Origin of the sequence: Mycobacterium sp. E2462, from assembly GCF_001672685.1 — a bacterium.
In the GTDB taxonomy this organism is placed as follows: Bacteria; Actinomycetota; Actinomycetes; order Mycobacteriales; family Mycobacteriaceae; genus Mycobacterium.
Genome location: NZ_LZKC01000321.1, coordinates 24,241 through 48,495, shown reverse-complemented (window position 1 = coordinate 48,495; position 24,255 = coordinate 24,241). Strand labels below are relative to the sequence as shown.

Genomic DNA, 24,255 nt, shown 5'->3' with positions numbered 1-24,255 from the left:
GACCGGCCTGGCCGGCGACGAGCAGTGGTTGACCGTCCGCGGGTTCCGCCGACCCAAAGGCGACGATTCGCAGGCCGCCCTGTGCCGCACCGAGTACCACATCAACCGTGCCTTCGCGGGGGTCGGGCGGCTGTTGCAGCGCCACGAGGGCCCCATCTTTCCGCTCATCGAGGACCTGTTCGGCCTGAGCGTCGTCGAGGTCCGGCAGGAGGTCGCGGCGGTGCTGATCGCCCCGGCGCTGGCCGCCGGGCTCGGCGTCGAGCCCGGTGCGCCGGCGCTGCAGGTGCAACGCACGTACACCACCTCCGACGGGCAGGTCGCCCAGGTCACCGTCAACACCCATCCCGCGTCGCGTTTCCGTCATTCGATGACGATGCGCCGCGTCCGCGGCTGATGGGCCCGTCCACCAGGCTGATCGGGGGCCGTCGCGTCCGCTGGGACGACGCCCGCGCCGCCGACGCCTACGCGCGCGGCTGGTGGACCCGCCGCACGCTCACCGACTCGTTGCAAGAGGCCGCCGCCACCACGCCCGAGCGGGTCGTCATCGTCGACGGTGCCGTCCGGCTCGACTGTGCGACCCTGCACCGCCAGGCGCTGTCCCTGGCCCACGCGCTGTCGTCGCGCCATCCCCCGGGCAGCGTGGTGTCGTTCATGCTGCCGAACTGGCACGAGGCCGCGGTGATCTACCTGGCCGCGACGCTGGCGGGCATGGTGGCTAACCCCATCCTGCCGTCGCTGCGCGACCGGGAATTGCGCTTCCTCCTCGAAGACGCCGCCAGCCGAATCGTGTTCGCGCCCTCCCGGTTTGCCGGCCACGACTACGCCGCCATGCTGGACCGGGTGACCGCGCACCTGGCGACCCCGCCCGAGGTCGTCCTCGTGCGGGCCGGCGCCGACGCCCACGGCACGTCGTTTGCCGAGCTGGTGCACCGGGGCGCGGTTGGAGGGGTCCTGCCGGAACTCGACGCCGACGCGGTCCGCATGATCCTCTACACGTCGGGCACCACGGGGCGTCCCAAAGGGGTTCTGCACAGCCATAATTCAATCCATGCGTTGATCCGGCAACTGCGGCAGCACTGGCGCGTCGAGCCCGGTGACGGCTTCCTGGTGGCCTCGCCGATCGCGCACATCGGCGGTTCCATCTACGCGTTCGAATGCCCGCTGCTGCTGGGCAGCACCGCCGTGCTGATGGAACGCTGGGACGCCGACGACGCGGTCCGCCTGATGGACGGCGAACGCTGTACGCACATGGCCGGAGCGACACCGTTTCTGGTGCAGCTGATGGCCGCCGCCGGGCGCGCCGGCACCCGGCTGCCGCGGTTGAAGCTGTTCGTCTGCGGCGGCGCTTCGGTGCCAGCCACGCTGATCCGCAGGGCGACCACGTATTTCGAGGCGGCGGTGGTCACCCGCGTGTACGGGTCCACCGAGGTACCGGTGACGACGGTGGGGTCGCTCGGGTGCGTCGAGCACGCGGCCGACACCGACGGTCGCGTGGGCGTGGCGCAGGTCAAGCTGGTCGACGGTGAGATCTGCGCGCGCGGGCCGCAGATGCTCGTCGGCTACCACCACGCCGACGACGAGGACGGCTGCTTCGACGACGAGGGTTACTTCCGTACCGGGGACCTGGCGCGCTGGATCGACGGCGACTACCTCGTGGTCACGGGACGCGCCAAGGACCTCATCATCCGCAACGGCGAGAACATCTCACCCAAGGAGGTCGAGGACGTCCTGGCCGGGCATCCCGGCGTCGCGGAGGTCGCGGTCGTCGGCCTGCCCGACCCGCGCACCGGGGAGCGGGCCTGCGCCGTCGTCGTGCCCGCTCCGGCGGCACCTCCGTCCGGCCTGGACGTCGCCGGGCTGCGCGACTTCCTGCAACGGTGCGGCGTCGCGCGGTTCAAAGCCCCGGAGCAGGTGGTCGTCTGGGACGTCCTGCCGAAGAATGACGCGGGCAAAATACTCAAACATCGGATCAAGGCGGCGCTCATGGAAGCACAGCGGTGACATGCAGGTAGCGGTCGTGACGGGGGCCAGCGGCGGGATCGGTTCGGGCTGCGCCGCCAAGCTCGCCGGGATGGGCATGGCGGTGCTGGCGACGGGACGCAGCCACGACAAGCTGGCGGCGCTCGCAAAGCGCATCGGTGATGCCGAGCGGATCGCCACCGTCGCCCTGGACCTGACCGAGGACGACGCGCCCCGGCGCCTGGTCGCGGCGGCCGTGGACCGGTGGGGGCGCATCGATTTCCTGGTGAACATCGCCGGGATCGGCAGCCCCAAGCCGGTGCACGAGACCGACGACGAATCGCTGGACCACTTCCTCGGGCTCATGCTGCGTGCCCCATTCCGGCTCATCCGCGAGGTCCTCCCGCACCTGCAACCGGGCTCGGCGATTATCAACGTCACGTCGACATTCGCGGTGGTGGGCGGGCTGCGCGGCGGCGCCTACTCGGCGGCCAAGGGCGGCCTGACCGCGCTCACCACCCACATCGCCTGCCAATACGGGGCGCAGGGAATCCGGTGCAACGCCGTCGCGCCCGGCGTGATCCAGACGCCGATGACCGAGCATCGCCTGCAGGATCAGCGGTTTCGCCGCATCAACACCGAGATGACGCCGCACCAGCGGCTGGGCACCGTCGACGACGTCGCGAGCACCGTCGCCTTCCTGTGTTCGCCCGGCGGCGCCTTCATCAACGGGCAGACGATCGTCGTCGACGGCGGCTGGAGCACGACGAAATACCTGTCCGAGCTGGCGCTGTCCTCGCAGTGGCGCAGCCCCTGAGATCAGGACCGGCCCGCGAAGCGGGCGGCCAGCCCGGCCAACATCTCGCGGTGCGCCTTGACCGCCTGCCGCGCCGTGACCCCGGCCAGCGGCCGCGGCGCGGCGATCTGGATCCGTTCGGTCACCCGCGCGCCCGCCGGGTCCGGCTCGAAGCGGACCGTTCCGCGCAGGCGCACGCCCGGGAACTGATCCGCCTCGGTCCGCACGTCACACACCGCCGGCACGCGCAGCCGGGCGCGGTAGGTGATCCCGACGGTCAACGGCCCCAGTGCAATACGGTCCCGCACGCGATAGCTGTGCAGGTAACCGTCATCAGTTCTACTGCGCGCCAAGGTTTCCACGGAGACGATCAGCGGGTGTAACAGCGCCAGGCTGTCCAGGTCCACGTAGAAGTCGCGGACCTCCTCCGGTCGGGCCGGCACCCGCTGGGTCAACGTGTGCTCGGACTGCGCGAGCCACCAACTCATCGCATTATTGTGACCCGGGCGTCGGCCCGCTGGGGCCGCGGCTCACCGCGGTCCGTTGCTACCGGGTCAGTCGCCGACCGGGCTGGGGATCCTGACCTTGCCGCCCGTGGGCTCGGCGTGGTGGCGCAGCGAGATGTCAACGGGGGCGATCCGCGCGATCCGGGATTCGATGTCGTAGGGCACGATGATGGCGGTCGCGCCGGGGATCCGGCTGACGGCCCGGGCCATCCTGTCGGCCGTCCGGTCGTGCAGCAGCCGACCGAGCAGTGGCGAATAGGTGCGGCGCGGCAGCAGCACCGTCAGCCTGCTGTCCGGATGTTCCTGCAGCACTTGGCACACCAACTCGTGCGCGGCGCGGGAGAGGTGCCGGTCCGGGCAGTCGATCATCCGCAGCGGCGTGTGGTGTTCGAAGTGTTCCCACCGTTGCTCGAGCCGGTCGGCGTGGTCCTGATCGATCACGAAGTGCACCGCGGCCAGATCCTCGGCGTGCAAGCCGTTGCCGTAGCGCAGCGCCTCGATCTCGGCGAGGTCCACGTGGTCGACGAACACCAGCACCCGTAGCCGCGGGTGGCGGCTAACGTCGAAATGCTCTTCGAGCGTCGTCTCCAGGACCGAGGCCTCGGCGCGGTACTTGTGGTTGAGCCGCATCAAGATCAACACCAGCAGCGGGAAGATGATCACGATCAGCCAGGCGCCCTCGGTGAACTTCGCCACCACGAAGATGCCCACGACGACCGTTGACATGAGGCCGGTGGCTAGGTTGGCGATCATGTTGAGCCGCCAGCGCTTACCGCGGTTGGTCAGGTGGTGTTTGGCCATGCCGTAGCCGGCCATCGAGAACGCGGTGAACACGCCGATCGCGAAGAAAGGCACCAGCGCGCTCACCTTGGCCTCGGTGACGAGCAGCAGCACCAAGGCCAGCGCCGTCAGCAGCAGGATGCCGTTGGAGAACACCAGGCGGTGGCCCCGCTTGGTCAGCGGGCGCGGCAGAAACCGGTCCTCGGCAACGAAATTCGCCAACGACGGGAAGCCGTTGAAGCTGGTGTTGCAGCCCGTGAACAGAATGGCCGCGGTGGCCGCCTGCACCATGAAATAGAGGGCGTTGCCGAGCACCCCGTGACCGTAGACCGCCCGCGTGATCTCGGACAGCATCGAGGGGTACTCGTCGAGGTACGGGGTGGCGTGGGTGACGTGCGCCAGCCAGGCCACGCCCGCCAGCAGGAACCCGAGGATGCAGGCCATCACCGTGAGCACCTTGCGGGCGTTGACGCCCTCGGGCTTGCGGAACAGGCTGACGGTGTTGGAGATCGCCTCGACACCGGTCAGCGATGTGCCGCCGTTGGCGAAGGCGCGCAGGACGATCAGGACGGTCGCGCCCATCAGCAGGCCGTTGCCCTGGTGGATCGGGACGGCCCCGACGATGTGCTGCGGATCGTATTTCGGTAGGCCCGAGATCATTTCGCGCACGAACCCGGTCACGATCGTCACCAGGATCATGGCGACGAAGGCGTACGTCGTGATCGCGAACATCCGGCCCGAGCGGCGCAGCCCGCGCAGGTTCATCAGGCAGATGAGGACCACCGACGCCAGGGTGATCTCCAGGTGGTAGGGCCGCAGGGCCGGGATCGCCGACACCACGGCGACGGTGGCGGCCGCGGGCTGCACGGCGACGGTGACCACGTAGTCGATCAGCAACGCCGCCGCGGCGATCTGCGCCACCCGGGGACCGAAGTTGTCCCGCGCCACGGTGTAGGAGCCGCCCGATCGCGCGTAGCGCATGACCACCTGCCGGTAGGACACCGTCACCAGCGCCAGGATGACCAGGATGACGCCGGTGATCGGCAGCAGCAGCGTGAACGCCGACATCCCGGCGGCCGGCAGCAGCTCGATCATGATCTGCTCGGTGCCGTACGCCGTCGAGGAGATCGCGTCGGGCGAAAGCGCGCCCAGCGCAATCTTGTTCGGCAGCCGCTCGGCTTCCAGCTGATCGGTGGTCAGGGGCTGACCGAGGAAGAGCCGCTTACACCTGTCCGGGATTGACGGAGGCAGAACTCCGGCCGATGTCGTCACAACGCTCGCTTTCTCTGGTGCTGCACGCGTAGTTCCCCGGGGCGTCAGCTCACCGGGCAGCCGCCGCGATGCGGGATTCGATGTCGTAGGGCACGATCTGCGCGGCCGCGCCAGGGATGCGGCTGATCGCAGCGGCGATCTTGTCCGCCGTGCGGTCGTGCAACAACCGGCCCACCAACGGTGAATACGACCGCCGCGGCAGCAGCACCGTCACCCTGGTGTCCGGATGCTCTTCGAGCTCCTTGAACAGCAACTCGTGCGCCGCCCGGCTCAGGTGCCGGTCCGGGCACTCCACCAGGCGCAATGGCGTGTCGTGCTGGAAGCGCTCCCAATAGGTCTGGAGCAACGAGGAACGGGCGGCGTCCAGGACGAAGTGCACCGCCGTGAGGTCGTCGGCGTGGAGGCCGTTGCCGTAGCGCAGCGCCTCCACCTCGGCCAGATCGATGCTGTCGACGAAGAGGAACACCCGGTGTCGCGTGTAGCGCCCCAGTTCCGGCCGCTCGGTGCGCGACATTTCGAGCACCGACGCCTCGGCGCGATATTGCGCGTTCAGCCTCATCAGGGCCAGCACCAGAATCGGGAACACGACCACGATCAGCCAGGCCCCCTCGGTGAACTTGGCGATCGCGAAGATGGCCACCACGACCGTCGACAGAATGCCCGCCGAGAGATTGATCGTCAGCTTGCGGCGCCAGCCGGGGCCCCGGTGCGTCAGGTGGTACTTGGTCATGCCGTAACCGGCCATCGAGAAGCCGGTGAAGACGCCGATGGCGTAGAACGGGACCAGCGCGTCGACCGACCCGCCCGTGATGACCAGCAAGGCGACCGACAGGACCGTCAGCGCGATGATGCCGTTGGAGAACACCAGCCGATGGCCCCGCTTCATCAGCGGGCGGGGCAGGAACCGGTCCTCGGCGACGAAGCTGGCCAGCGCGGGAAACCCGTTGAAGCTGGTGTTGCCGCCCGTGTAGAGGATCGCCGCGGTGGAGGCCTGCACCATGAAGTAGAGAACGTTGCCCACCGGCCCCTGGCCGAACACCGCGCGCGCGATCTCCGACAGCATCGACGGGTAGCCGTCTTCGTACGGGAACGCGTGGGTGACGTGCGCCAGCCAGGCCACGCCGGCCAGCAGGAACGCGAGGATGCACGCCATGATGGTCATGACCTTGCGCGCGTTGGGCCCCTCGGGTTTGCGCAGGCTGTTGACGGTGTTCGAGATCGCTTCGACGCCCGTGAGTGACGAGCCCCCATTGGCGAACGCGCGCAACACGATCAGCACCGTGGCGCCCATGATGAGGCCGTTGCCGTGGTGAACCGCGACCGCACCCGCGGCGTGCTCCGGGTCGTAAGTGGGCAATCCGCCGAAGAATTCACGGCCGACGCCGACGCAGATCACCAGGGACACCATGCCGACGAAGGCGTAGGTCGGCAGCGCGAAGCCAACCCCGGCCTCGCGCAGCCCGCGCAGGTTCGCGATGCACATCAGTAGGACGACCCCGACGGTGATCTCCAGGCTGTAGGGACCCAGCGACGGAATAGCGGAGACCACCGCGACCGTCCCGGCCGCGCACTGCACCGCCACGGTCACGACATAGTCGATCAGCAGCGCGGCGGCCGCGACCTGTGCCACCCGCGGGCCGAAGTTCTCCCGCGCCACCACATACGACCCGCCGGAGCGGGTGTAGGTCATGACGACTTGGCGGTACGACGCCGCCACCAAGACTAGGATGAGCAAGATGACGCCCGTGATGGGCAGCAGCAGCGCGAAGGCGGCCATCCCCGCCGCCGGCAGCAGCTCGATCATGATCTGCTCGGACCCGTACGCGGTCGACGAGATCGCGTCCGGCGACAACACTCCCAGCGCGACGGGGTTGGACAGTCGCTCGTGCTGAAGTTGGTTGTTGATCAACGGTTTTCCGAGGAAACCGCGCTTGCAGACGTCGGAGAACGAGGACCATTCATGGCGCCCGTCAGCCAAAGACGTTGTCACGGAGCACTTTCCTCCCGCGGTAGAAGTCACGACCGTCGCAGCCTAGCGGCTCCATGCTCGGTCCGCCTGCCCGTCGACACAACGCGAAAGCGCCACTGGGTATAAGATCCACAGACAATTGGCAGCAAACTTGTCAGCACATCCCCAGTTTGTTATTCGGCAGTAACACAAAACCGCATTTTGTTAACAAGAGGTGCGGTTTTTTCCAGGTATCAGTCGCAACCCTCACAGTTTTTCGACAGGTTCTGTGAGATCGACCACTCGGCTGCGCATCGGCTCTCACAATCAGCACAAGTTGCTGTGAGACACCGGCCGGGGAGCTGAAATGCGTTGCCCGGCAATGCGTTAAGTACCAAACCGGGCCGCTACCGGACGTGGTTGCTACAAGCACAGTTGGACAAACGTCGGCCGAATTCGGCTCAGGCGGATTCACCGGCTGTTAATATCGTCAAAACCCCAAATGCCGGGGCGGCAATTCGACCGTCGCCCCGACCAGGTGAACGCCTTCGCCCCGAACGAGACCCGAGGATGCCGTGAGATCGGTTCCCTTCGCCGAGGCAGAGGCGTACCTGCAATTGTCCGCGAAGGGATCCTCTCTCATGAGTCAGCGAGTCATTGTCAGCGGTGACGATGCGCTGGCCATGACGGTCATCGAGGAGCTGCGCAGAGCCGGCGCCAGCGTGGCCCGGGTCCTGGGCAGCGACCTGGCCGGAGCCAGGGTGAAGACCGAGCTGGAACGCGCCGGCATCGCGCAAGCGGTCGCGGTGGTGTGCGCCGGTGACGACGACGCCACCAACCTGGAGATCGCATTGCTGGCCCGCAAGGCCAACCCGGACATTCGGATCGTGGCGCGGGTCGCCAATGATGTGCTGCGCGAGGCGATCTCCGTCGACGACGGACCCAGCGCGATCTTCGACGTCGCCAACCTCGCCGGACAGGGTGTCGTCGAGGCGTGCTTGGCGCGCACCACGCACCCCTTCGAGGCCGCGGGCCTCGACTTCGTCATGTTCGGCACCGAGGCGCCCCGAGACGCCAGCCTGCGCGACATCTACGGCGACCTGGCGCCGGTGGCCGTCGTGCACGGCCCCAACTCGGCCGCCCCCGGTCAGGTCATCCCCTGCCCGGGAAGGGATTACGTCGTCGCCGCAGGTGACTGGACGGCGATGATCGGCACCGTCGAGGAGGCGGCCTCGTGCGGCTTTCGCGCGCCGCGGGCCGCCCGGATACGCACGCGGCGGCCCCGGCTCCGCCGGGCGCTCGACGCGGCGCGGACGTTGCCGCAGGAACTCAACCCCGCGTTCTTCCCGTTGATCGTCGCGCTGATCGCATTGGTCATCGGCTCAACGACGTTGCTGCACTTCGCGTATGGCCACCCGGGCATGTCGTGGGTGGACGCCTTTTACTTCACCAACGAGACAATCACTACCACCGGTTACGGCGACTTCAGCTTCGCCAGCCAGCCCACCTGGCTGCGGATCTACGCGGCCGTGCTGATGCTGGCCGGGGTGACGACCACAGCCTTGCTGGTCGCGTTCATCGCCGATGTGCTGCTCTCGCGCCGCTTTGTCTGGTCGTACGGACGGCCGCGGGCGCGCCACCTGCGCAACCACATCATCGTGGTCGGGCTGAGCGCGTTGGGAATTCGCGTGGTCACGGACCTCACGCTGGCCGGATACGACGTCGCCGTCATCGAGCGCGACCAAGGCAACCGGTTCCTGCCGAACACGTCGACGCTCGACGTCCCGGTGATCTTTGGGGACGCCACCCTGCGCCAGACGCTGGAGGCCGCCCGCGTGGACACCGCGCGGGCGGTCGCGGTCCTCACGCGCGACGACATGATCAACATCGAGACCGGGATCGTGGTGCGCGAGATGCTGGCCTCCCGGCTCGAGTCGACCGGCGACCGGTGGGCGAAAATGCCGCTGGTGCTGCGGGTGTACGACCACGAGCTGGGCGCCGCGGTGGCGCAGCGGTTCGGGTTCGAAAACGTCCGCTCCACCGTCGAGTTGGCCGCACCGCGCTTCGTCGGCGCGGCACTGGGCCTGCAGGTGCTGGGCACGTTCTCGGTGGGCAACCGGTCCTTCCTGGTCGGCGGGATGCACGTGCAGGCCGGCAGCGAACTCGACGGGCTGCAGATGTTCGAGCTGTCCACCCACACCCGCGTCATCGCGATCACCCGGGAGGACGCCCCGGTGCTGCTGCACCCGCGCCGCGACGCCCGGCTCACCGCCGGTGACACCGTGTACCTGGTCGGCCCGTACCGAGAGTTGTTGGCCACCTTGCGCAAGGGTCAGCACTTCCAGCCTCAGCCCGCCACCGACGACGAAGCAACGGACCAACAAATGAACCTCAGGCTGATCACGTGAGCGGTCAACCGTGAGGTTCTCGATGCAACCAGAACCAAGCTCGTTGTAAGGCGTTGGGGCGCAACGCGTCCTGACGCAGACCGGTCACAGATGCGGCCGCGACCCAGTCGCAGCCGCGCAGCAGACACCGAGAGGGAAGCCCATGCTCGCTGCCCCAGTGCAGATCGAGACACCGGACGCCCGCAGCTCCTCGCGGGGCGCCGTCGACTCGTACCCGGCCCCGAGCCGCCACGCCGTTGTCCGCGGGCGGCCGTCGATCGTCGGATAAGGCGTGCCGGCAGTGGATTTCGCGACGCTTCCGCCCGAGGTCAACTCCGGTCTCATGTACGCGGGCCCGGGTTTGGGTCCCATGCTCGCCGCCTCGGAGGCGTGGGACACGCTGGCCGCCGAACTGTATTCGGCGGCCAACAGCTACGCCGCGGTGGTGACGGGCCTGACGTCCGGCGCGTGGCTGGGCCCGTCGGCGGTATCGATGACCGCCGCCGCGAGCTCGTACGTCGCGTGGCTGAGCCGCACCGCCGGCCAGGCCGAGGAGACGGCCGGCCAGGCCCGGGTCGCCGCCGGCGCCTACGAGGCGGCCTTCGCGGCGACGGTGCCGCCGGAGGAGGTGGCGGCCAACCGCACGCAGCTGGCGACGCTGGTGGCCACGAACGTGTTGGGGCAGAACACCGCCGCGATCGCGGCCACCGAGGCCGAATACGGCGAGATGTGGGCCCAGGACGCCGTCGCGATGTATGGCTACTCGGCGACCGCCGCGTCGGCCACCCAGATGACGCCGTTCACCAGCCCGCAGCAGAACACCAACGCGGGAGGCGTGGGGGCCCAGCAGAGCGCCATCACCCAAGCCGGCGCGACGTCGGCCGGTCAGGTGCAGAGCGCGGTGTCCAACGCCGCGGTGCAACCGGCGTCCAACGCGACGTCCCTGGGTGGCCTCTTCAATTCCGACGTCTTTGACGGGCTCACACCGCTGGATCTCCTGGACCTGGGCGCCGACGCGGTGGCCTTCGGCATCGATGCGCCGATATCGCCGTTGGCCGTCATCTCGCTGCCCATCGACCTGGTCGGAGCGCAGACCGGTCTGCACACCGACGACATCATCAGCGGCTGGGCGGACGCGGGGGTCACACCCAAAATGGCGGCCGACGTGCCGGGCCCGGTCCCGGCGTCGGCCCCCAGCGTGGCGCAGAGCATGACGACGGCCGGTGTGGGCGAGGCGAATTCCGTTGGCGCGCTGTCTGTCCCGCCCACCTGGACGGCCGCGACCCCCGCGGTGCGCCCGATCGCCCTGACCCTGCCGGCGTTCAGCCTCGGCGAACAGGCGGCGGCGGCGGCCCCCAGCACCGGGGTCGGCGAACTCGCGCTATCCAGCCTGGCCGGACGCACGGTGGCCGACACCTTCCGCCAGCGCGAGCGGGTGCCCGCCGCCGCGGCCGCGCCGGCCAAGGACGCCGCGCCCGCACCGGAGGGCGACGAGGACTCCGGCGCGCGCACCGTCGTGACGGGAATCGCCGCGGAGATCCGCGACATGGGCCGGTTGCGCGACGAAGGCCTGATCACCGACGAGGAATTCCTCGAGCAGAAGAACCGTCTGCTCGGGCGGTGACCCGCGTCGCGCCTTCGCGGGCGGGTTTGGCGGGCTGCCAAAACGGTAAGATTTCGGTCAGGGAAGCGGCCCTGATACCTACCGGAAGCCCGACCTGCATCGTCATCGGTGTCGTCGCATGGTTTGCCTCCCGGCTCACATGTGGACAGGTTCTTCACACGCCACGAACATTAGGCGCGGTAGACGTAATCGAAGGGTGACGGAGTGAAGATTCCGGGCGTGGCCAGCGTCGTCGCTGGAGTGGCCGGTGGGGCAGCTCAGGTCGTGCGGGCGGGGGTGTCTACCGCGGCCGGGGCGGCCGGCGCCCTGCAGACGCTGACCAGCCCCGTCGCGGAACTCGCCGGCCCGGTGGTGCAGACCGTCGCACAGACGACCGGCCGGGCGATCGGCCTGGGCGGCGCGACCGACGGGTCGATCGCTCCCGTCACCCCGCCGGTGCGCTGGCAAAGTGGCCGGCGCGTCCATTTGGACCTGGACCCGTTGTTGCCGTTCCCGCGCTGGCACGAATACTCGGCCGTCGTCGAGGAACCGGTCCGGCGCATCCCGGGGGTCGCGAAGGCACACGTCGAGGGCTCCCTCGGCCGGCTCGTCGTCGAGCTCAGCGAGGACGCGGACCCGGGGGACGTCCTGGACGAGGTGCGCGACGCGGTGACCACCGTGGCCGCCGACATCGGGACCCCGCGACCCGAATCGGGGCCGGCGTCGGCGCCCTTCGCCGATCCCGGCAACCCGCTGGCCGTGCTCGTGCCGCTGACCGCCGCGGCCATGGACCTAGTCGCGATGAGCGTCGCCGTCACGGGTCTGGTCACCCGCCTGCCCGCCGCACCGAAGACCACCCGCGCCGCGGCCGCGCTCATCAACCACCAGCCGCGCATGGTGGCGATCCTGGAATCCCGGCTCGGCCGGGTCGGCGCCGACATCGCGCTCAGCGCCACGACCGCCGCGGCCAACGGGCTGACCCAGGCGTTCGGCACGCCGCTGCTCGACATGGTGCAGCGAAGCCTGCAGGTCTCCGAGGCCGTGGCGCACCGGCGGGTGTGGCGCGACCGGGAACCCGCGCTGGCCACGCCGGACCGGCCCCAGGCGCCGGTGGTGCCCGTCATCTCCTCGGCCGGAACCCGCGAGCACGAACCGCGGCACAGCTGGGCCGCCGCCGCGGCGGGCGAGGCGTCGCACGTGGTGGTCAGCGGCGCCATCGACGTCGCGATCGACTCCGCGAAGGGCTCGATGGCCGGTCCGGTGGAAAGCTACGTCGACTCGGCGGCCAACGGCTCGCTGATCGCCGCGGCCAGCGCGTTGGTGGCCGGCGGCGGCACCGAAGACGCGGCCGGCGCAATCCTGGCCGGGGTGCCGCGGGCCGCACACATGGGCCGGCAGGCGTTCGCGGCGGTGCTGGGTCGCGGCCTGGCCAACGACGGGCAACTGGTCCTCGACCCCGGCGCGCTGCGCCGGCTGGACCGGGTGAAGGTCGTCGTGATCGACGGCGCCGCGCTGCGCGGCGATCACCGCGCCGTGCTGCGCGTCCACGGCGAGGCGCCCGGCTGGGACGACGACCGCGTCTATGAGGTGGTCGACGCGCTGTTGCACGGCGAACAGGCGCCCGAGCCGGACCCCGACGAGCTGCCCGCGACCGGGGCGCGGCTCAAATGGCTTCCCTCGCAAGGGCCGTCGGCGACGCCGGCCCAGGGCCTGGAACGCGCCGACCTGATCGTGGACGGCGAGCGGGTGGGCAGCGTCGACGTCGGCTGGGAGGTCGACCCCTACGCCATTCCGCTGTTCCAGACCGCGAACCGGACGGGCGCGCGGGTGGTGCTGCGCCACGTCGCCGGCACCGAGGACCTCAGCGCGAGCGTCGCGGCGACGCATCCGCCGGGCACGCCGCTGCTCAACGTGGTGCGCGAGCTGCGTGCCGACCGCGGACCGGTGCTGCTGATCACCGCGCTGCACCGGGACTTCGCCTCCACGGACACCCTGGCGGCGCTTGCCATCGCCGATGTCAGTGTGGCGCTTGACGATCCGCGCGCCGCGACGGCGTGGACGGCCGACATCATCACCGGCACCGACCTGGCCGACGCGGTGCGTATCCTCTCGGCGATCCCGGTGGCCCGGCAGGCCAGCGAATCGGCCGTGCACCTGGCGCAGGGCGGCACCACGCTGGCCGGCTTGCTGCTGGTCACCGGGGAGCAGCCGGCGTCGACCAATCCGGTGAGCTTCCGGCGCTGGCTCAACCCGGTCAACGCCGCCGCGGCCACCGCCCTGCTGGCGGGCTCCTTCTCGGCCACCCGGGTGCTGCGGCTGCCCGACCCCACCCCGCAACCGCTCACCGCGTGGCATGCCCTGGATCCGGAGATCGTCTACTCGCGGCTCGCGGGCGGGGCCAAGCCGCTGGCCGTCGACAGCGCCGGCCCGTCGTGGCGGCGGCGCCTCGACGACCTGTCCTACAGCCCGGCGCTGGCGCCGTTGCGCGGGCCCGTCAACAACCTGGTGCAGCTGGCCTCGGCCACCCGCGCCGAACTGTCCGATCCCCTGACGCCCATCCTGGCCGTCGGGGCGGCCGCGTCGGCGATCGTCGGCAGCAACGTCGACGCGCTGCTGGTCGCCGGCGTCATGACCGTCAACGCCATCACCGGCGGCGTGCAGCGCCTGCGGGCCGAAGCCGCGGCCGCCGAGTTGTTCGCCGAGCAGGACCAGCTGGTGCGCCGCGTCGTCGTTCCGGCCGTCGCGACCACCCGGCGCCGGCTCGAGGCGGCCCAGCGCGCCACCCGCACCGCCACGGTGTCCGCGAAATCGCTGCGGCCGGGCGACGTGATCGACTTGGCGGCGCCCGAAGTGGTGCCGGCCGACGCCCGCCTGCTGGTCGCCGAGGACCTCGAGGTCGACGAGTCCCTGCTCACCGGCGAATCGCTGCCGGTGGACAAGCAGGTGGATCCCGTCGCCGTCAACGACCCGGACCGCGCCAGCATGTTGTTCGAGGGCAGCACGATCGTCGCCGGGCGGGCCCGGGCCATCGTGGTGGCCACCGGCGTCGGCACCGCCGCGCACCGCGCGATCTCCGCGGTCGCGGACGTCGAGACGGCGGCCGGCGTCCAGGCCCGCCTGCGTGAGCTGACCAGCAAGGTGCTCCCGCTGACCCTGGCCGGCGGCGCCACGGTGTCGGTGCTGGCGCTGCTGCGGCGGGCGCCGCTGCGCCAAGCCGTGGCCGACGGCGTGGCGATCGCGGTGGCCGCGGTCCCCGAGGGGCTGCCGCTGGTGGCCACCCTGTCGCAGCTCTCCGCGGCGCAGCGGTTGACGGCGCGCGGCGCCCTGGTCCGCGCGCCGCGGACCATCGAGGCGCTGGGGCGGGTCGACACCGTGTGCTTCGACAAGACCGGCACGCTCACCGAGAACCGGCTGCGCCTGGTGTGCGCGGTGCCGGTCGGCGTGGACCCGCACGACCCGTTCCCCGAGCTGACCTCCCCCGAGGCCGGCGCGCTGGTCCGGGCCGCGGCCCGCGCGTCGACGCAGCCGCAGGAGGGTCAGGGGCACGCGCACGCCACCGACGAGGCCATCGTCACGGCCGCGGCGTCGCTCAACGGGCACCGCGACGGAGACTGGACGATGCTCGCCGAAGTCCCGTTCGAGTCCAGTCGCGGCTTCGCCGCGGCGATCGGCACGTCGGATAACGGCGAGTCGGGGCCGGCCGCGCCGGTGCTGATCCTCAAGGGTGCCCCCGAGGTCATCCTGCCGCGCTGCCGCTTCGCCGATCCCGAAGCCGACCAGCGCCAGGCGGAGGCGGTGGTGCACGGCCTCGCCGAGCAGGGCCTGCGGGTGCTGGCGGTGGCGCAGCGCGGCTGGGAGCGGGAGGTGACCGACGAAGGCACCGACGCCGACGCCGTGGACGCCGCCGCCCACGACCTCGAGCTGCTCGGCTACGTCGGTCTGGCCGACACCGCGCGCGCGTCGGCCCGCCCGCTGATCGAGGCGCTGGTGGACGCCCACCGCGACGTCGTGTTGATCACCGGCGATCACCCGGTCACCGCCCGCGCGATCGCCCGCCAGCTGGGCCTGCCGGCGGACGTGCGCGTGGTGACCGGGGCCGAACTCACCGGCCTGGACGAGGACGCCTCCGCCAAGTTCGTCGCCGACGTGCAGGTGTTCGCCCGGGTCAGCCCCGAACAGAAGGTGCAGATCGTCGCCGCCTTGCAGCGCAGCGGCCGGGTGACGGCGATGGTCGGCGACGGTGCCAACGACGCCGCCGCCATTCGCATGGCGGACGTCGGCATCGGGGTGAGCGGGCGCGGCTCGTCGGCCGCCCGGGGCGCCGCCGACATCGTGCTGACCGACTCCGACCTCGGCGTGCTGCTCGACGCCCTGGTCGAGGGCCGCAGCATGTGGGCCGGCGTGCGCGACGCGGTCACCATCCTGGTCGGCGGCAACGTCGGCGAGGTGCTGTTCACGATCATCGGCACGGCGTTCGGGCAGGGCCGCGCGCCGATCGGCACCCGCCAGCTGCTGCTGGTGAACCTGCTCACCGACATGTTCCCCGCGCTGGCCGTCGCGGTGACCTCGCAATACGTCGAACCCGACGTGGCGGACTACGACTCCCCCGAGGCCGCCGAGGCGGCTCGGCGCGCACACCAGCAGGTGGTGCTCACCGGTCCCACGCCGTCCCTCGACGCCCCGCTGATGCGCCAGATCATCACCCGCGGCGCCGTCACCTCCGCCGGCGCGACCGCGGCGTGGGCCATCGGGCGCTACACGCCGGGCACCGAACGCCGCACCTCGACGATGGGCCTGACCGCCCTGGTCACCACGCAGCTGGCGCAGACGCTGCTGACGCGGCGCCACAGCCCGCTGGTGGTGGCGACCGCCCTGGGCAGCGCGGGTGTCCTGGTAGGCATCATCCAGACCCCGGTGATCAGCCAGTTCTTCGGCTGCACCCCGCTGGGTCCGGTCGCCTGGACCGGCGTGCTGGGGTCCACCGCGGGCGCCACCGCGATCTCGGTGCTGGCGCCGAACTGGCTCGCCCGCCAGGTGGCCGCCCTGGAACCCGGCCGGGGCGAGACCCCCGCACCGGGCTAACCGGACAGCGCCTGCCGCACCACCTTGCCGGTGGCGGTGCGCGGGATGCTGGCGACGATGTGGATGTCGCGGGGCTGCTCGAACCGGGACACCCTGCCCAGCAGGTACTCCCGCAACCCCGGCGGGTCGATCTCGCTGCCGGGCTGCAACGCGACGTAGGCCGCCAGGCGCTGGCCGAACCGCTCGTCGGGCACGCCGACGACGGCGTTGTCGGCGACGGCGGGGTGCTGGGCCAGGGCGTTCTCGACGGCCCGCGGGTATACGTTCTCGCCGCCGGAGATGATCATGTCGTCCTCGCGCCCGACGATGAACAGCCGGCCCGCGTTGTCGAGGTAGCCCATGTCCCCGGTGCTCGTCATGCCCTCGACCACGGCCTTGGCGCCGCCCCCGGTGTACCCCTTGCTCGCCAGCCCACCGCCCACGAAGATCCGGCCGATGACGCGGGGGCCGACGGCCCGGTCGGCGCGGTCGAAGATCCGCACGGGGCAGCCGGCCACCGGCCGCCCGACGGTCTCGGGCGCCTCGCGCAGGTCCGCCGGCGTCGCCAGGGCGCCGATGCCGACCTCGGTCGAGCCGTAGCCGTTGTAGAGCACCTCCCCGTAGGCGTCCATGAACCGCTGGCCCAGCGTGGGGTCGAGCCGGTCACCGCTGGAAAGCACCACCCGCAGGTGGGGCACCGGGTTGCGGGCGCGCACCCGCTCGGGCAGCTCGAGGATGCGGGCCAGCACCACCGGGACGGCGGTGAAGGCGTCGGCCCGCTGCAGCGACGCCTGCGCCAGCGCAGCCTCGGCGTCGAAGCGGCGCTGGGTCAGCACCGTGCCGCCGAGGGCCACGGTCAGCATCACCATGCCGAGCCCCAGCCCGTGAAACATCGGCATCGCCACCGAGACGCGTGAGCCGGTGTGCAGCCGGGTGCGCGCCAGGATGGTGACCCAGACGCCCACCGCGGAGCGCAGCTCCGGGTCGCGGGGCACGCCCTTGGGGGTGCCGGTGGTGCCGGACGTCAACAGGACGATCCGCCCGGGCGCGGCGACGCGCGGCCGGGCGGCGCGGTCCAGTAGAACCGTCGCCGGGTCGACGACGTCGATCGCCGGGTCGGCGGCGCGGATGTGCTCGGCGAATTCCGCGTCGGCGACCACGGTGCCGATGCCGTGGCCGCGCAGCGCGGCCGCCAGGGCGTCGGCGCGGAACTCGGTGTTGACGGGGACGACGTCGGCGCCGACGAGCGCCGCGGCGAAGACTCCCGCGACGAAACCGCGCCCGTTGCGGCACAGCACCCCGACGGCCCGGCCGGGCCCGACGCCGGGCAGGCGGGAGGCGACCGACTCGATGAGCAGCTGCAGCTCGCGGTAGCTCAGGGCGCCGTCGTCGTCGACGATCGCGGCCCGGTCGGGCCACCGGGCCGCGGCGACCGCTAGCAGCGTGTACGGGTTGGTGCCGCCGCGGCGCGCGGCGCGCAGCAACCGGATCGTGGCCGCCGGCGACGGCGGCGTCAGCAGTCCGGAGCGCACGAGCGCACGGGCCGCGGTCGGCAGCACCGCGGTACCGGTCATCGGCCGCGCTCCGCGTCGCCGACCGCGCGCCGGTACCACAGCCGCGCAGCCACCTCGGCCGGGCCCGCCAGCACCACGCAAGCCAGCTCGGCCGGCAGCAGCCACGGCGGCTCGCTGGTGCGCGGCCGGTCGATGAGCGCCTTGGCGATCACGTCGGCGGCCTCCTCCGCCGACAGGCTCGGCAGCCTGCCGAGGACGGGCGTTGGGGCGATCATCGGGGTGCGCACGAGCGCGAAGTAGACCGACGTCACGGCGACCCCGTCGGCGTGCAACTCCGGGGCCACGCTGCGCAGCCACCGGTCGAACGCCCCCTTGGACGCCTGGTAGGCGCCCCATTGCGGGCCCGGCGCCACGCGCACGCCCACGCTCGACACGTTGACGATGTGGCCGCCGCCGTTGTCTCGCATGGCGGGTAACAGGCCCAGCAGCAACCACACCGGCCCCAGGTAGTTGACGTCGATGGTGCGCTGGAAATCGTGCGGCCGGTCGTACTGCTGATGCAGCGAGCGGCGCAGCGACTTGCCCGCGTTGCTCACCACGACGTCGAGCGCGCCGTGCCGCTCGGTGATCCGCTTGGCCAGCGTGGCGACGGCCGACTCGTCGGCCAGGTCGGTCGGGTAGGCCGTCGCGCGGCCGCCGCCGGCGTTGATGGCTGCCGCGACGTCGCACAACTTGTCCTCGGTGCGGGCGACCAGCAGCACGTGGGCGCCCGCGGCCGCCAGGCTACGGGCCGTAGCCTCGCCGATGCCGGACGACGCGCCCGTGACCAGGGCCGTCTTGCCGGAGACGGCGATGCGCAACCGGTCCGGGTCCGAGATCCGCGCCGGGTTGGCGACGAGGTTCACCGCCCGGACGAGCGCCGCGCCGAGAGGTTGAGCTAGTGCGTTCACTGGGCCGCCGCATTCACTCGAGAGGGGTTGCCGAGGGCGGCTTCTGCTTCACCGCGGGCTCGGCTCGTAAACCACAGCAAGCAGACCACACCGCCGCGGCCCGCCGCTCTCCGGCCCGGCCGCCGCTTGTCGGCCTTTGGGGTTCGGCGCGCAGGCCCAGGTCAGCGGGCACTACCGGCGGCCGTGAGAGCAGCGTGAGAGGAGTTTGTGAACGCCGCGTAATTTCTTCGACCGCCCGGTTTAGGTGGGGGCGGCGGTGGGCACAAGTTGCGGCATGATCGCACGTCAAATAACGCGTTTCGTTGGCTCCGCCGCGGTGGCGGCGTCGGGTGTCGGCGCCTCGCTGCTCGCCGGCTCGTTGCTTCCCTCCGCCGCGGCGCAGTGCCCCGACGTTCAGGTCGTCTACGCCCGCGGCACCGGTGAGGCGCCGGGCGTCGGCCCCACCGGGCAGGCTTTCGTCGATGCGTTGCACCAACGCGTCGGCAACAAGTCGTTCGACGTGTATCCGGTCAACTACCCCGCCAGCGACCAGTGGGCCACCGGCATCGACGGCGTCCGCGACGCGGGTGCGCACGTGGTGTCGATGGCGCACGACTGCCCCAACACCAAGATGGTGCTCAGCGGCTACTCGCAGGGGGCGGCCGTGATGGGCTTCGTCACCTCGGCCGCCGTGCCCGACGGGATCGACCCCACCACCGTGCCCAAGCCGTTGGACCCGGCGATCGCCGACCACGTGTCCTCGGTGGTGTTGTTCGGCACGCCCAACACCCGGGCGATGAACTTCCTCAACGAGCCGCCGGTCGTCATCGGCCCGCTGTACCAGGCGAAGACGCTCAAGGTGTGCGCCACCGACGACCCGGTGTGCTCCGACGGGCTCAACTTCTCCGCGCACAACACCTACGCCGACGACGGCTCGATGATCGACAAGGGCGTGGACTTCGCGGCCAGCCGCCTCGGTGTGGGCGGCCCGCCGCCCGCGGCGACGGCGGTCGGCTCCACCGGTGGTGGCTTCGGCAGCTGAGCTGACTACGCTCTCTGCGGGTAACGCTGCCCGCGGGACACCGCCGCCCGGCCGGCCGGCGGGTCAGATCGGAGCTGACGATGGCGAACGTTGAGCTGCTGACCTTCGACGAGATTCCTACCGAGGTGTTCATGCGGTGGGATATCACCGAGCATCAGGTCAACCAGCACCTGCTGAGCGCCGAGCTCACCGGGACCCCGGCGATCGTGGCGGACCTGCTGACCTTCCCGCCCGGGTTCATCCACCACATGCACCGGCACCCGCACGCCGACATGATGGTGGTTCCGCTCAAGGGCAGCCTGCAGTTCACGGAGGACTTCGAACACACGCTGGACATGCGGGTGGGCCAGCTCCTCGTGGTGCCGCGCGGCAACTGGCACGAATTCCGCAACGTCAGCGGCGACACCACCCAGGTGTTGCACGTCTTCAGCGGCGTGGGCGCGGTGCAGGACATCGGTTACGAGCCGCATCCCGAGCAGTTTTCGACCATCCGGTGAGCGAGCACCCGCCGGCCCCGCTGGTCGTCAACCATCTGGGGCTCACCGTCCCGGACATTCACGCCGCGATCGACTGGTACGGCACGGTGTTCGGGTTTCGCTGCATCATGGGGCCGCGGGTGCTCGAGGCGGCGGGACACGGCGAGGCCGCGGCCGTGTTCGGTGGCCGGTTCCGCCGCGCCCTGCAGGCCCACCTGCTCACCGGCAACTCGGTGGGCATCGAGCTGTTCCAGTTCGTCGACCCGCCCACCGAACAGTCGCCGCCGCCCGGCGAGGCGGCGCCGTGGTTCCGCCACGGCCTGTGGCACCTCTGCCTCACCCATCCCGACGTGGCGGCCCTCATCGAGCGGGTGGTGCAGCACGGCGGGACGCTGCTGGCCGAGCCGTACGACTTCGTGCCGGGCCGGCCGTGGACGCTGGCGTACGCCGCGGACCCGTGGGGCACGGTGCTCGAGGTGATGAGTCACAGCTACGCCGAGGCATTCGGCAACTGGCCCCAGCCCGGTCAGCTGGTCCCGCCGACGCTGGTGCCCCCGCCGGACGCCGACGCGCCGCCTAGCGTTTGACCGAACCCCTCACGATGCCCTTGGTGCGCATCAACGCCTCGGCGAGGAACCCGTCGTGCGGGATGTCGGGCGCGGTGCGCCAGGTCGGGTGCGGGCCCCAGTACACGTTGCCGACGGTCGGTTCGGCGAGCAGGGCGTCGATCAGCGCCTCGTCGTTGGTGATCGCGGTGACGACCAGCGAGCGGCACAGCGCCGCGACGCCGGCGTGGCGTGACCAGGGGGCCACCCACACGCACGGAAAGGGCAGCTCCAGGTTGAGGCGGTCCACGTCCGGCTCCGCCAGCAGGTGCACGGCCGGGCGCAGCGCCGCGTAGCCGTCGCCGAGCTCGGCGACCACCTGGTCGGCGCCCAGCAGCGGCGTCGAACCGGCCGCCTTGCCCGCCAGATACGTCGCCAGCGACCGGGCGCTCTCGAGGGGCTGGGTGGGCAGTCGCGCGCGCTCGTCGGCGCTGGGCAACGGCTCGAGCACCGCCAGGCGCTCGGCGATGGCTGCGGCCAGCGGCCCGGGGTCGCCCTCGTAGAGCACGGCGGTGGCGTTGACGCAGGCCATGCCCCCGAGGTTGGCGATCGAGTCGACGATGACCTCGAGATGCTCGCGCCAGTCCTGCTCGGCGGTGATGAGGATCTTGGTGTGACCCGGACCGTTCACGAGGACCGACGGGTCGTCGGCGTACTTGTCCACCACGTCTTGCCCGCCGTAGACCATCGCGATGTCGGCGGACCGGATCAGCTCGTCGGCACCGGCGTACTCGGTCGGCAGGTAGAGCGCGTCCTCGGCGCGGAACCCGGCCTGCCGCAGCGCCTGCACGAGGCGGTGAGCGGTCAGCGGTTCACGCCGCGACGGCCGCACCGCCACCCGGTACCCCAGCGCCAGCGCCTGGGGCCACAGGCCGTGCACGCCCGGGCCGTTGCCCGCCGCGTGGACGGCGAACACCTCACCGCGCCGCACCCAGGCCGCGCGCTCGCGGCCCTGCCGCCAATCGAGCTGAGCCCCGACCGGCCGCGCGGGCTGCACCGCGTCGAAGGCGTGCGCCACCGAGTCCGCGACGCCGCACGCCCCGGCCCGGGTGATCGCGATCGGCAGCCCGGCGATGTCGCTGGCCAGCGCGACGTAGTCGTCGAAGTCCAGCCCGGCGATCACCTGCGAGGCGAAGGCGTCGGCGGCGCCCGCCAGGGCCGCCGCGCGGTGCGCCACCGGCAGCGGCGCGACCTTGCGCTGCGCCGCGAGTGCCCGCGAAATGTAGAGCGGCGGAACGATGCTGAGCTCGGCGACCGCCTCGCCCGCGGTGCTGGTGATCACCGCCCGGTTGCGGGTCCGGTATTGCCCCGCGGGGCCGAGGGCGTCGATCGAGAGCGCGGCGGTCGCCGCGGCGGGTCGATCGGTCATCTCAGTAGACGCCCTCGATGACGGCTTCGCCCTCGAAGGTGGCGACCGGGCGCACCTCGCTGACCGAGTCGCTGAGTTGGCCCGCCGGGCCCGGCATCCTGATCGCCAGGTCACGCTCGAGGTTGTTCGGGATGAACATGCCCTTGCTGACGTGATTCATCACCACCTGGCCCACCTGCCCGTACGGAACCCGCTCGCCGGAGTCGGGTTCGACCACCCAGAACACCACGTACGGGGTGCGCGGGTCGAACACGAAGGCGTCGTCCAGGGCGCGCGTGACCGCCTGGGAGAGCACCATCGTGCTGCCGAACGCCATGGTGATGGTGGTCGCCGGGAAGATGTCGCGCAGCAGGTCCAGGGTGTCGGCGTCGACGTGCGCGCCGCTGAGCAGCAGGTAGCGGATCTTGTCGTTGACCAGGTCGACGAGCCGGTCGTCGCGGGCGATGGCCTCCAGCAGCGGCGGGGTGGCGTGCAGGTTGGCGACGTCCTGCGTCTGCAGGACGAAGGCGGCCTGCTCGACCACGTGGTCGACGTAGGCCGCCACCTCGGTCGCCGCCTGACGGGCGGCGAGCTTCTTGACCCAGCGGGGATCGATGTCGATCGCGTGGAACACCGAACCCAGCCGCTCCGCTACCCGCCGGGAGAAGTACCCGACACCGTGCGGGCCACTGGGCATCAGGCACAGGAAGCCCCGGCCGCGCACGAAGCCGCCCGAGGCGAAATCCTCGGTCTGCCAATCGATCACCTGCGTGACCCAATCGGGGAGCTGCACGGTGCGTTTCGGCGCGCCGGTGGTGCCGCCGGATTCGAAGATCTGCGGTACCGGAGGCGGTGACCCGTATCCGCGCGGAATCAGGTCCTCGACCTTGGCGCCGCGCAGCTCGCCGAGCAGGTTGGGAAACAACCGCAGGTCCGCGTAGCTGCGGACGTCGGTGCGCGGGTCGAAATCCAGCGTCCGGGCGGTCCGCAGCCAGAAGGGCGACCCGGTGTCCTCGCCGAAGTGCCAGGCGATGGCCGCGCGCAGGTAGGCGTCGGGGTCGTCGACGGGCGCCGCCCTCGGCACGTCGAGCACGGAGAAGTCGATGTCGGCCATAGCTTCGATCCTGTCGCATCACCGACGGTGACGCCAACGACCGTGCCGACGCCGGCGACGCCGGATTCGCCTACTTCACAAGGTGTTTCACTGCCGTGCACGCGGCGTTCAGCACCCTCCGCCCGCCGGTCGGTGCCTACCGCCCGGCGGTGACCGCCTCGTTGAACCGCGGATAGATGTCGTCGAACGTGCCGTCGCGCTCGGCGTAGCGGAACGCCTTGACGCGCTCGACCACGATCTCGTCGGCCTGCGGGTTGGCCTGCAGCAGCGCGATGGTCTCGTCGATGTAGTCCTGCAGCGGCATGGCCTTCGGGTCGAATCCCCGGTCGCCCTGCAGGCCGGTCTGCACCTGGGGCGGGATCAGCTCGATCACCTGGACCGCGGTCCCGCGCAGCTGGAACCGCAGCGACTGGGTGTAGGAGTGCAGCGCCGCCTTGGTGGCGCAGTAGGTCGGCGTCAGGGCGCTGGGCATGAACCCCAGCCCGGAGGTGACGTTGAGGATCGCGGCGTGGCGCCGTCGCTGCAACGCCGGCAGCAGGGCGCAGATCAGCCGCAGCGGGCCGAGCAGGTTGATGGCCACGGTCTGCTCGGCCAGGCCGACGGTGCTGCCGGTGAGGTCCTCGACCCGCTGGATCCCGGCGTTGTTCACCAGGACGTTCAGCTCGAGGTGGCGGTCGGTGAGCTCGGTGGCGAACCGTCGGATGTCGGCGGGATCGCCCTGGTCCAGGGTCAGGTACTGCATGCCGGGGTTGGCCGCGGCGACCTCCCGCAGCGGCTCGCGGCGCCGGCCTGCGATCACCACCTCGTTGCCCAGCCGGTGGAACGCCTCGGCCAGGCCGCGGCCGATTCCGGTGCCGCCACCGGTGACCAGCACAGTGTTGCCCGTCATCTGCATCGCCGGTGTCCTCTCGTGGT

16 protein-coding genes and 1 pseudogene are annotated in these 24,255 nt (G+C 71.1%); 9 read left to right on the top strand and 8 right to left on the bottom strand.

From position 1 onward, the window contains the following. From A5714_RS16705 to A5714_RS16695, 3 genes are all read left to right on the top strand, one after another. Positions 1-394: UTRA domain-containing protein (locus tag A5714_RS16705; RefSeq protein WP_156747352.1), on the top strand; the 394-nt coding region annotated here is incomplete at its 5' end. Further along, positions 394-2,001, top strand: coding sequence for an AMP-binding protein (locus A5714_RS16700; RefSeq protein ID WP_068073920.1), 1,608 nt, complete (start codon positions 394-396; stop codon positions 1,999-2,001). The genes A5714_RS16705 and A5714_RS16700, both read left to right, overlap by 1 nt. A 1-nt stretch (position 2,002) precedes the next feature. Beyond that, positions 2,003-2,776 (top strand): SDR family NAD(P)-dependent oxidoreductase, encoded by a 774-nt coding sequence (locus A5714_RS16695; protein ID WP_068286904.1) that lies wholly within the window; start codon positions 2,003-2,005, stop codon positions 2,774-2,776. Positions 2,777-2,778: 2 nt separating this feature from the next. Here A5714_RS16695 and A5714_RS16690 read toward each other — a convergent pair whose 3' ends face one another. The 3 genes and pseudogenes from A5714_RS16690 to A5714_RS16680 form a co-directional block, all read right to left on the bottom strand. Then, positions 2,779-3,243, bottom strand: coding sequence for an SRPBCC family protein (locus A5714_RS16690; RefSeq protein ID WP_068286902.1), 465 nt, complete (start codon positions 3,241-3,243; stop codon positions 2,779-2,781). A 66-nt stretch (positions 3,244-3,309) separates the two neighbouring features. Then, positions 3,310-5,313 carry an APC family permease gene (locus A5714_RS16685; protein ID WP_068286900.1) on the bottom strand — a complete coding sequence of 668 codons (2,004 nt, stop codon included), beginning with the start codon at positions 5,311-5,313 and terminating at the stop codon, positions 3,310-3,312. Positions 5,314-5,371: 58 nt separating this feature from the next. Next, a pseudogene (locus A5714_RS16680) lies at positions 5,372-7,291 on the bottom strand (APC family permease); the annotation flags it as partial. Between the two features lie 611 nt (positions 7,292-7,902). On the opposite strand from A5714_RS16680, the gene A5714_RS16675 reads away from it, so the two are divergent. The 3 genes from A5714_RS16675 to A5714_RS16665 all read left to right on the top strand — a co-directional run bounded on the left by A5714_RS16675 (position 7,903) and on the right by A5714_RS16665 (position 16,333). Then, positions 7,903-9,669 (top strand): NAD-binding protein, encoded by a 1,767-nt coding sequence (locus A5714_RS16675; protein ID WP_068286898.1) that lies wholly within the window; start codon positions 7,903-7,905, stop codon positions 9,667-9,669. Positions 9,670-9,949: 280 nt separating this feature from the next. Further along, on the top strand, positions 9,950-11,272 hold the full coding sequence (locus A5714_RS16670) for a PPE domain-containing protein (RefSeq protein WP_068286896.1): 1,323 nt from the start codon (positions 9,950-9,952) through the stop codon (positions 11,270-11,272). Positions 11,273-11,476: 204 nt separating this feature from the next. Then, positions 11,477-16,333 (top strand): cation-translocating P-type ATPase, encoded by a 4,857-nt coding sequence (locus tag A5714_RS16665; protein ID WP_068286894.1) that lies wholly within the window; start codon positions 11,477-11,479, stop codon positions 16,331-16,333. Here the strand turns inward: A5714_RS16665 and A5714_RS16660 are convergent. Both A5714_RS16660 and A5714_RS16655 read right to left on the bottom strand, forming a co-directional pair. Further along, positions 16,330-17,886, bottom strand: coding sequence for an AMP-binding protein (locus A5714_RS16660; RefSeq protein WP_068286892.1), 1,557 nt, complete (start codon positions 17,884-17,886; stop codon positions 16,330-16,332). The genes A5714_RS16665 and A5714_RS16660 overlap by 4 nt on opposite strands. Further along, the gene (locus tag A5714_RS16655; protein WP_068073935.1) at positions 17,883-18,776 is read right to left on the bottom strand and encodes an SDR family NAD(P)-dependent oxidoreductase; all 894 of its coding nucleotides are present in this window, start codon (positions 18,774-18,776) and stop codon (positions 17,883-17,885) included. The genes A5714_RS16660 and A5714_RS16655 overlap by 4 nt, the downstream gene beginning before the upstream one ends. A gap of 256 nt (positions 18,777-19,032) precedes the next feature. Here A5714_RS16655 and A5714_RS16650 point away from each other — a divergent pair, with 256 nt between their 5' ends. From A5714_RS16650 to A5714_RS16640, 3 genes are all read left to right on the top strand, one after another. Then, a complete protein-coding gene (locus A5714_RS16650; RefSeq protein WP_082959793.1) occupies positions 19,033-19,797 on the top strand; it encodes a cutinase family protein in 765 nt (254 codons plus the stop codon). An 80-nt stretch (positions 19,798-19,877) separates the two neighbouring features. Continuing rightward, entirely contained in the window at positions 19,878-20,294 is a 417-nt protein-coding gene (locus A5714_RS16645; RefSeq protein WP_068073939.1) for a cupin domain-containing protein, read from the top strand. Further along, positions 20,291-20,860: a VOC family protein gene (locus A5714_RS16640; RefSeq protein ID WP_068286889.1), complete on the top strand. Its 570-nt coding sequence runs from the start codon at positions 20,291-20,293 to the stop codon at positions 20,858-20,860. Before A5714_RS16645 ends, A5714_RS16640 begins: the two co-directional genes overlap by 4 nt. Here the strand turns inward: A5714_RS16640 and A5714_RS16635 are convergent. The 3 genes from A5714_RS16635 to A5714_RS16625 all read right to left on the bottom strand — a co-directional run bounded on the left by A5714_RS16635 (position 20,850) and on the right by A5714_RS16625 (position 24,235). Beyond that, a complete protein-coding gene (locus A5714_RS16635; RefSeq protein WP_068286886.1) occupies positions 20,850-22,247 on the bottom strand; it encodes an aldehyde dehydrogenase family protein in 1,398 nt (465 codons plus the stop codon). The two genes, A5714_RS16640 and A5714_RS16635, sit on opposite strands and share 11 nt — an antisense overlap. A gap of 1 nt (position 22,248) precedes the next feature. Then, positions 22,249-23,340, bottom strand: a complete 1,092-nt coding sequence (locus A5714_RS16630; RefSeq protein ID WP_068286881.1) for an AMP-binding protein — start codon at positions 23,338-23,340, stop codon at positions 22,249-22,251. A 136-nt stretch (positions 23,341-23,476) separates the two neighbouring features. After that, a complete protein-coding gene (locus A5714_RS16625; RefSeq protein WP_068286878.1) occupies positions 23,477-24,235 on the bottom strand; it encodes an SDR family oxidoreductase in 759 nt (252 codons plus the stop codon). Positions 24,236-24,255 lie beyond the last annotated feature (20 nt).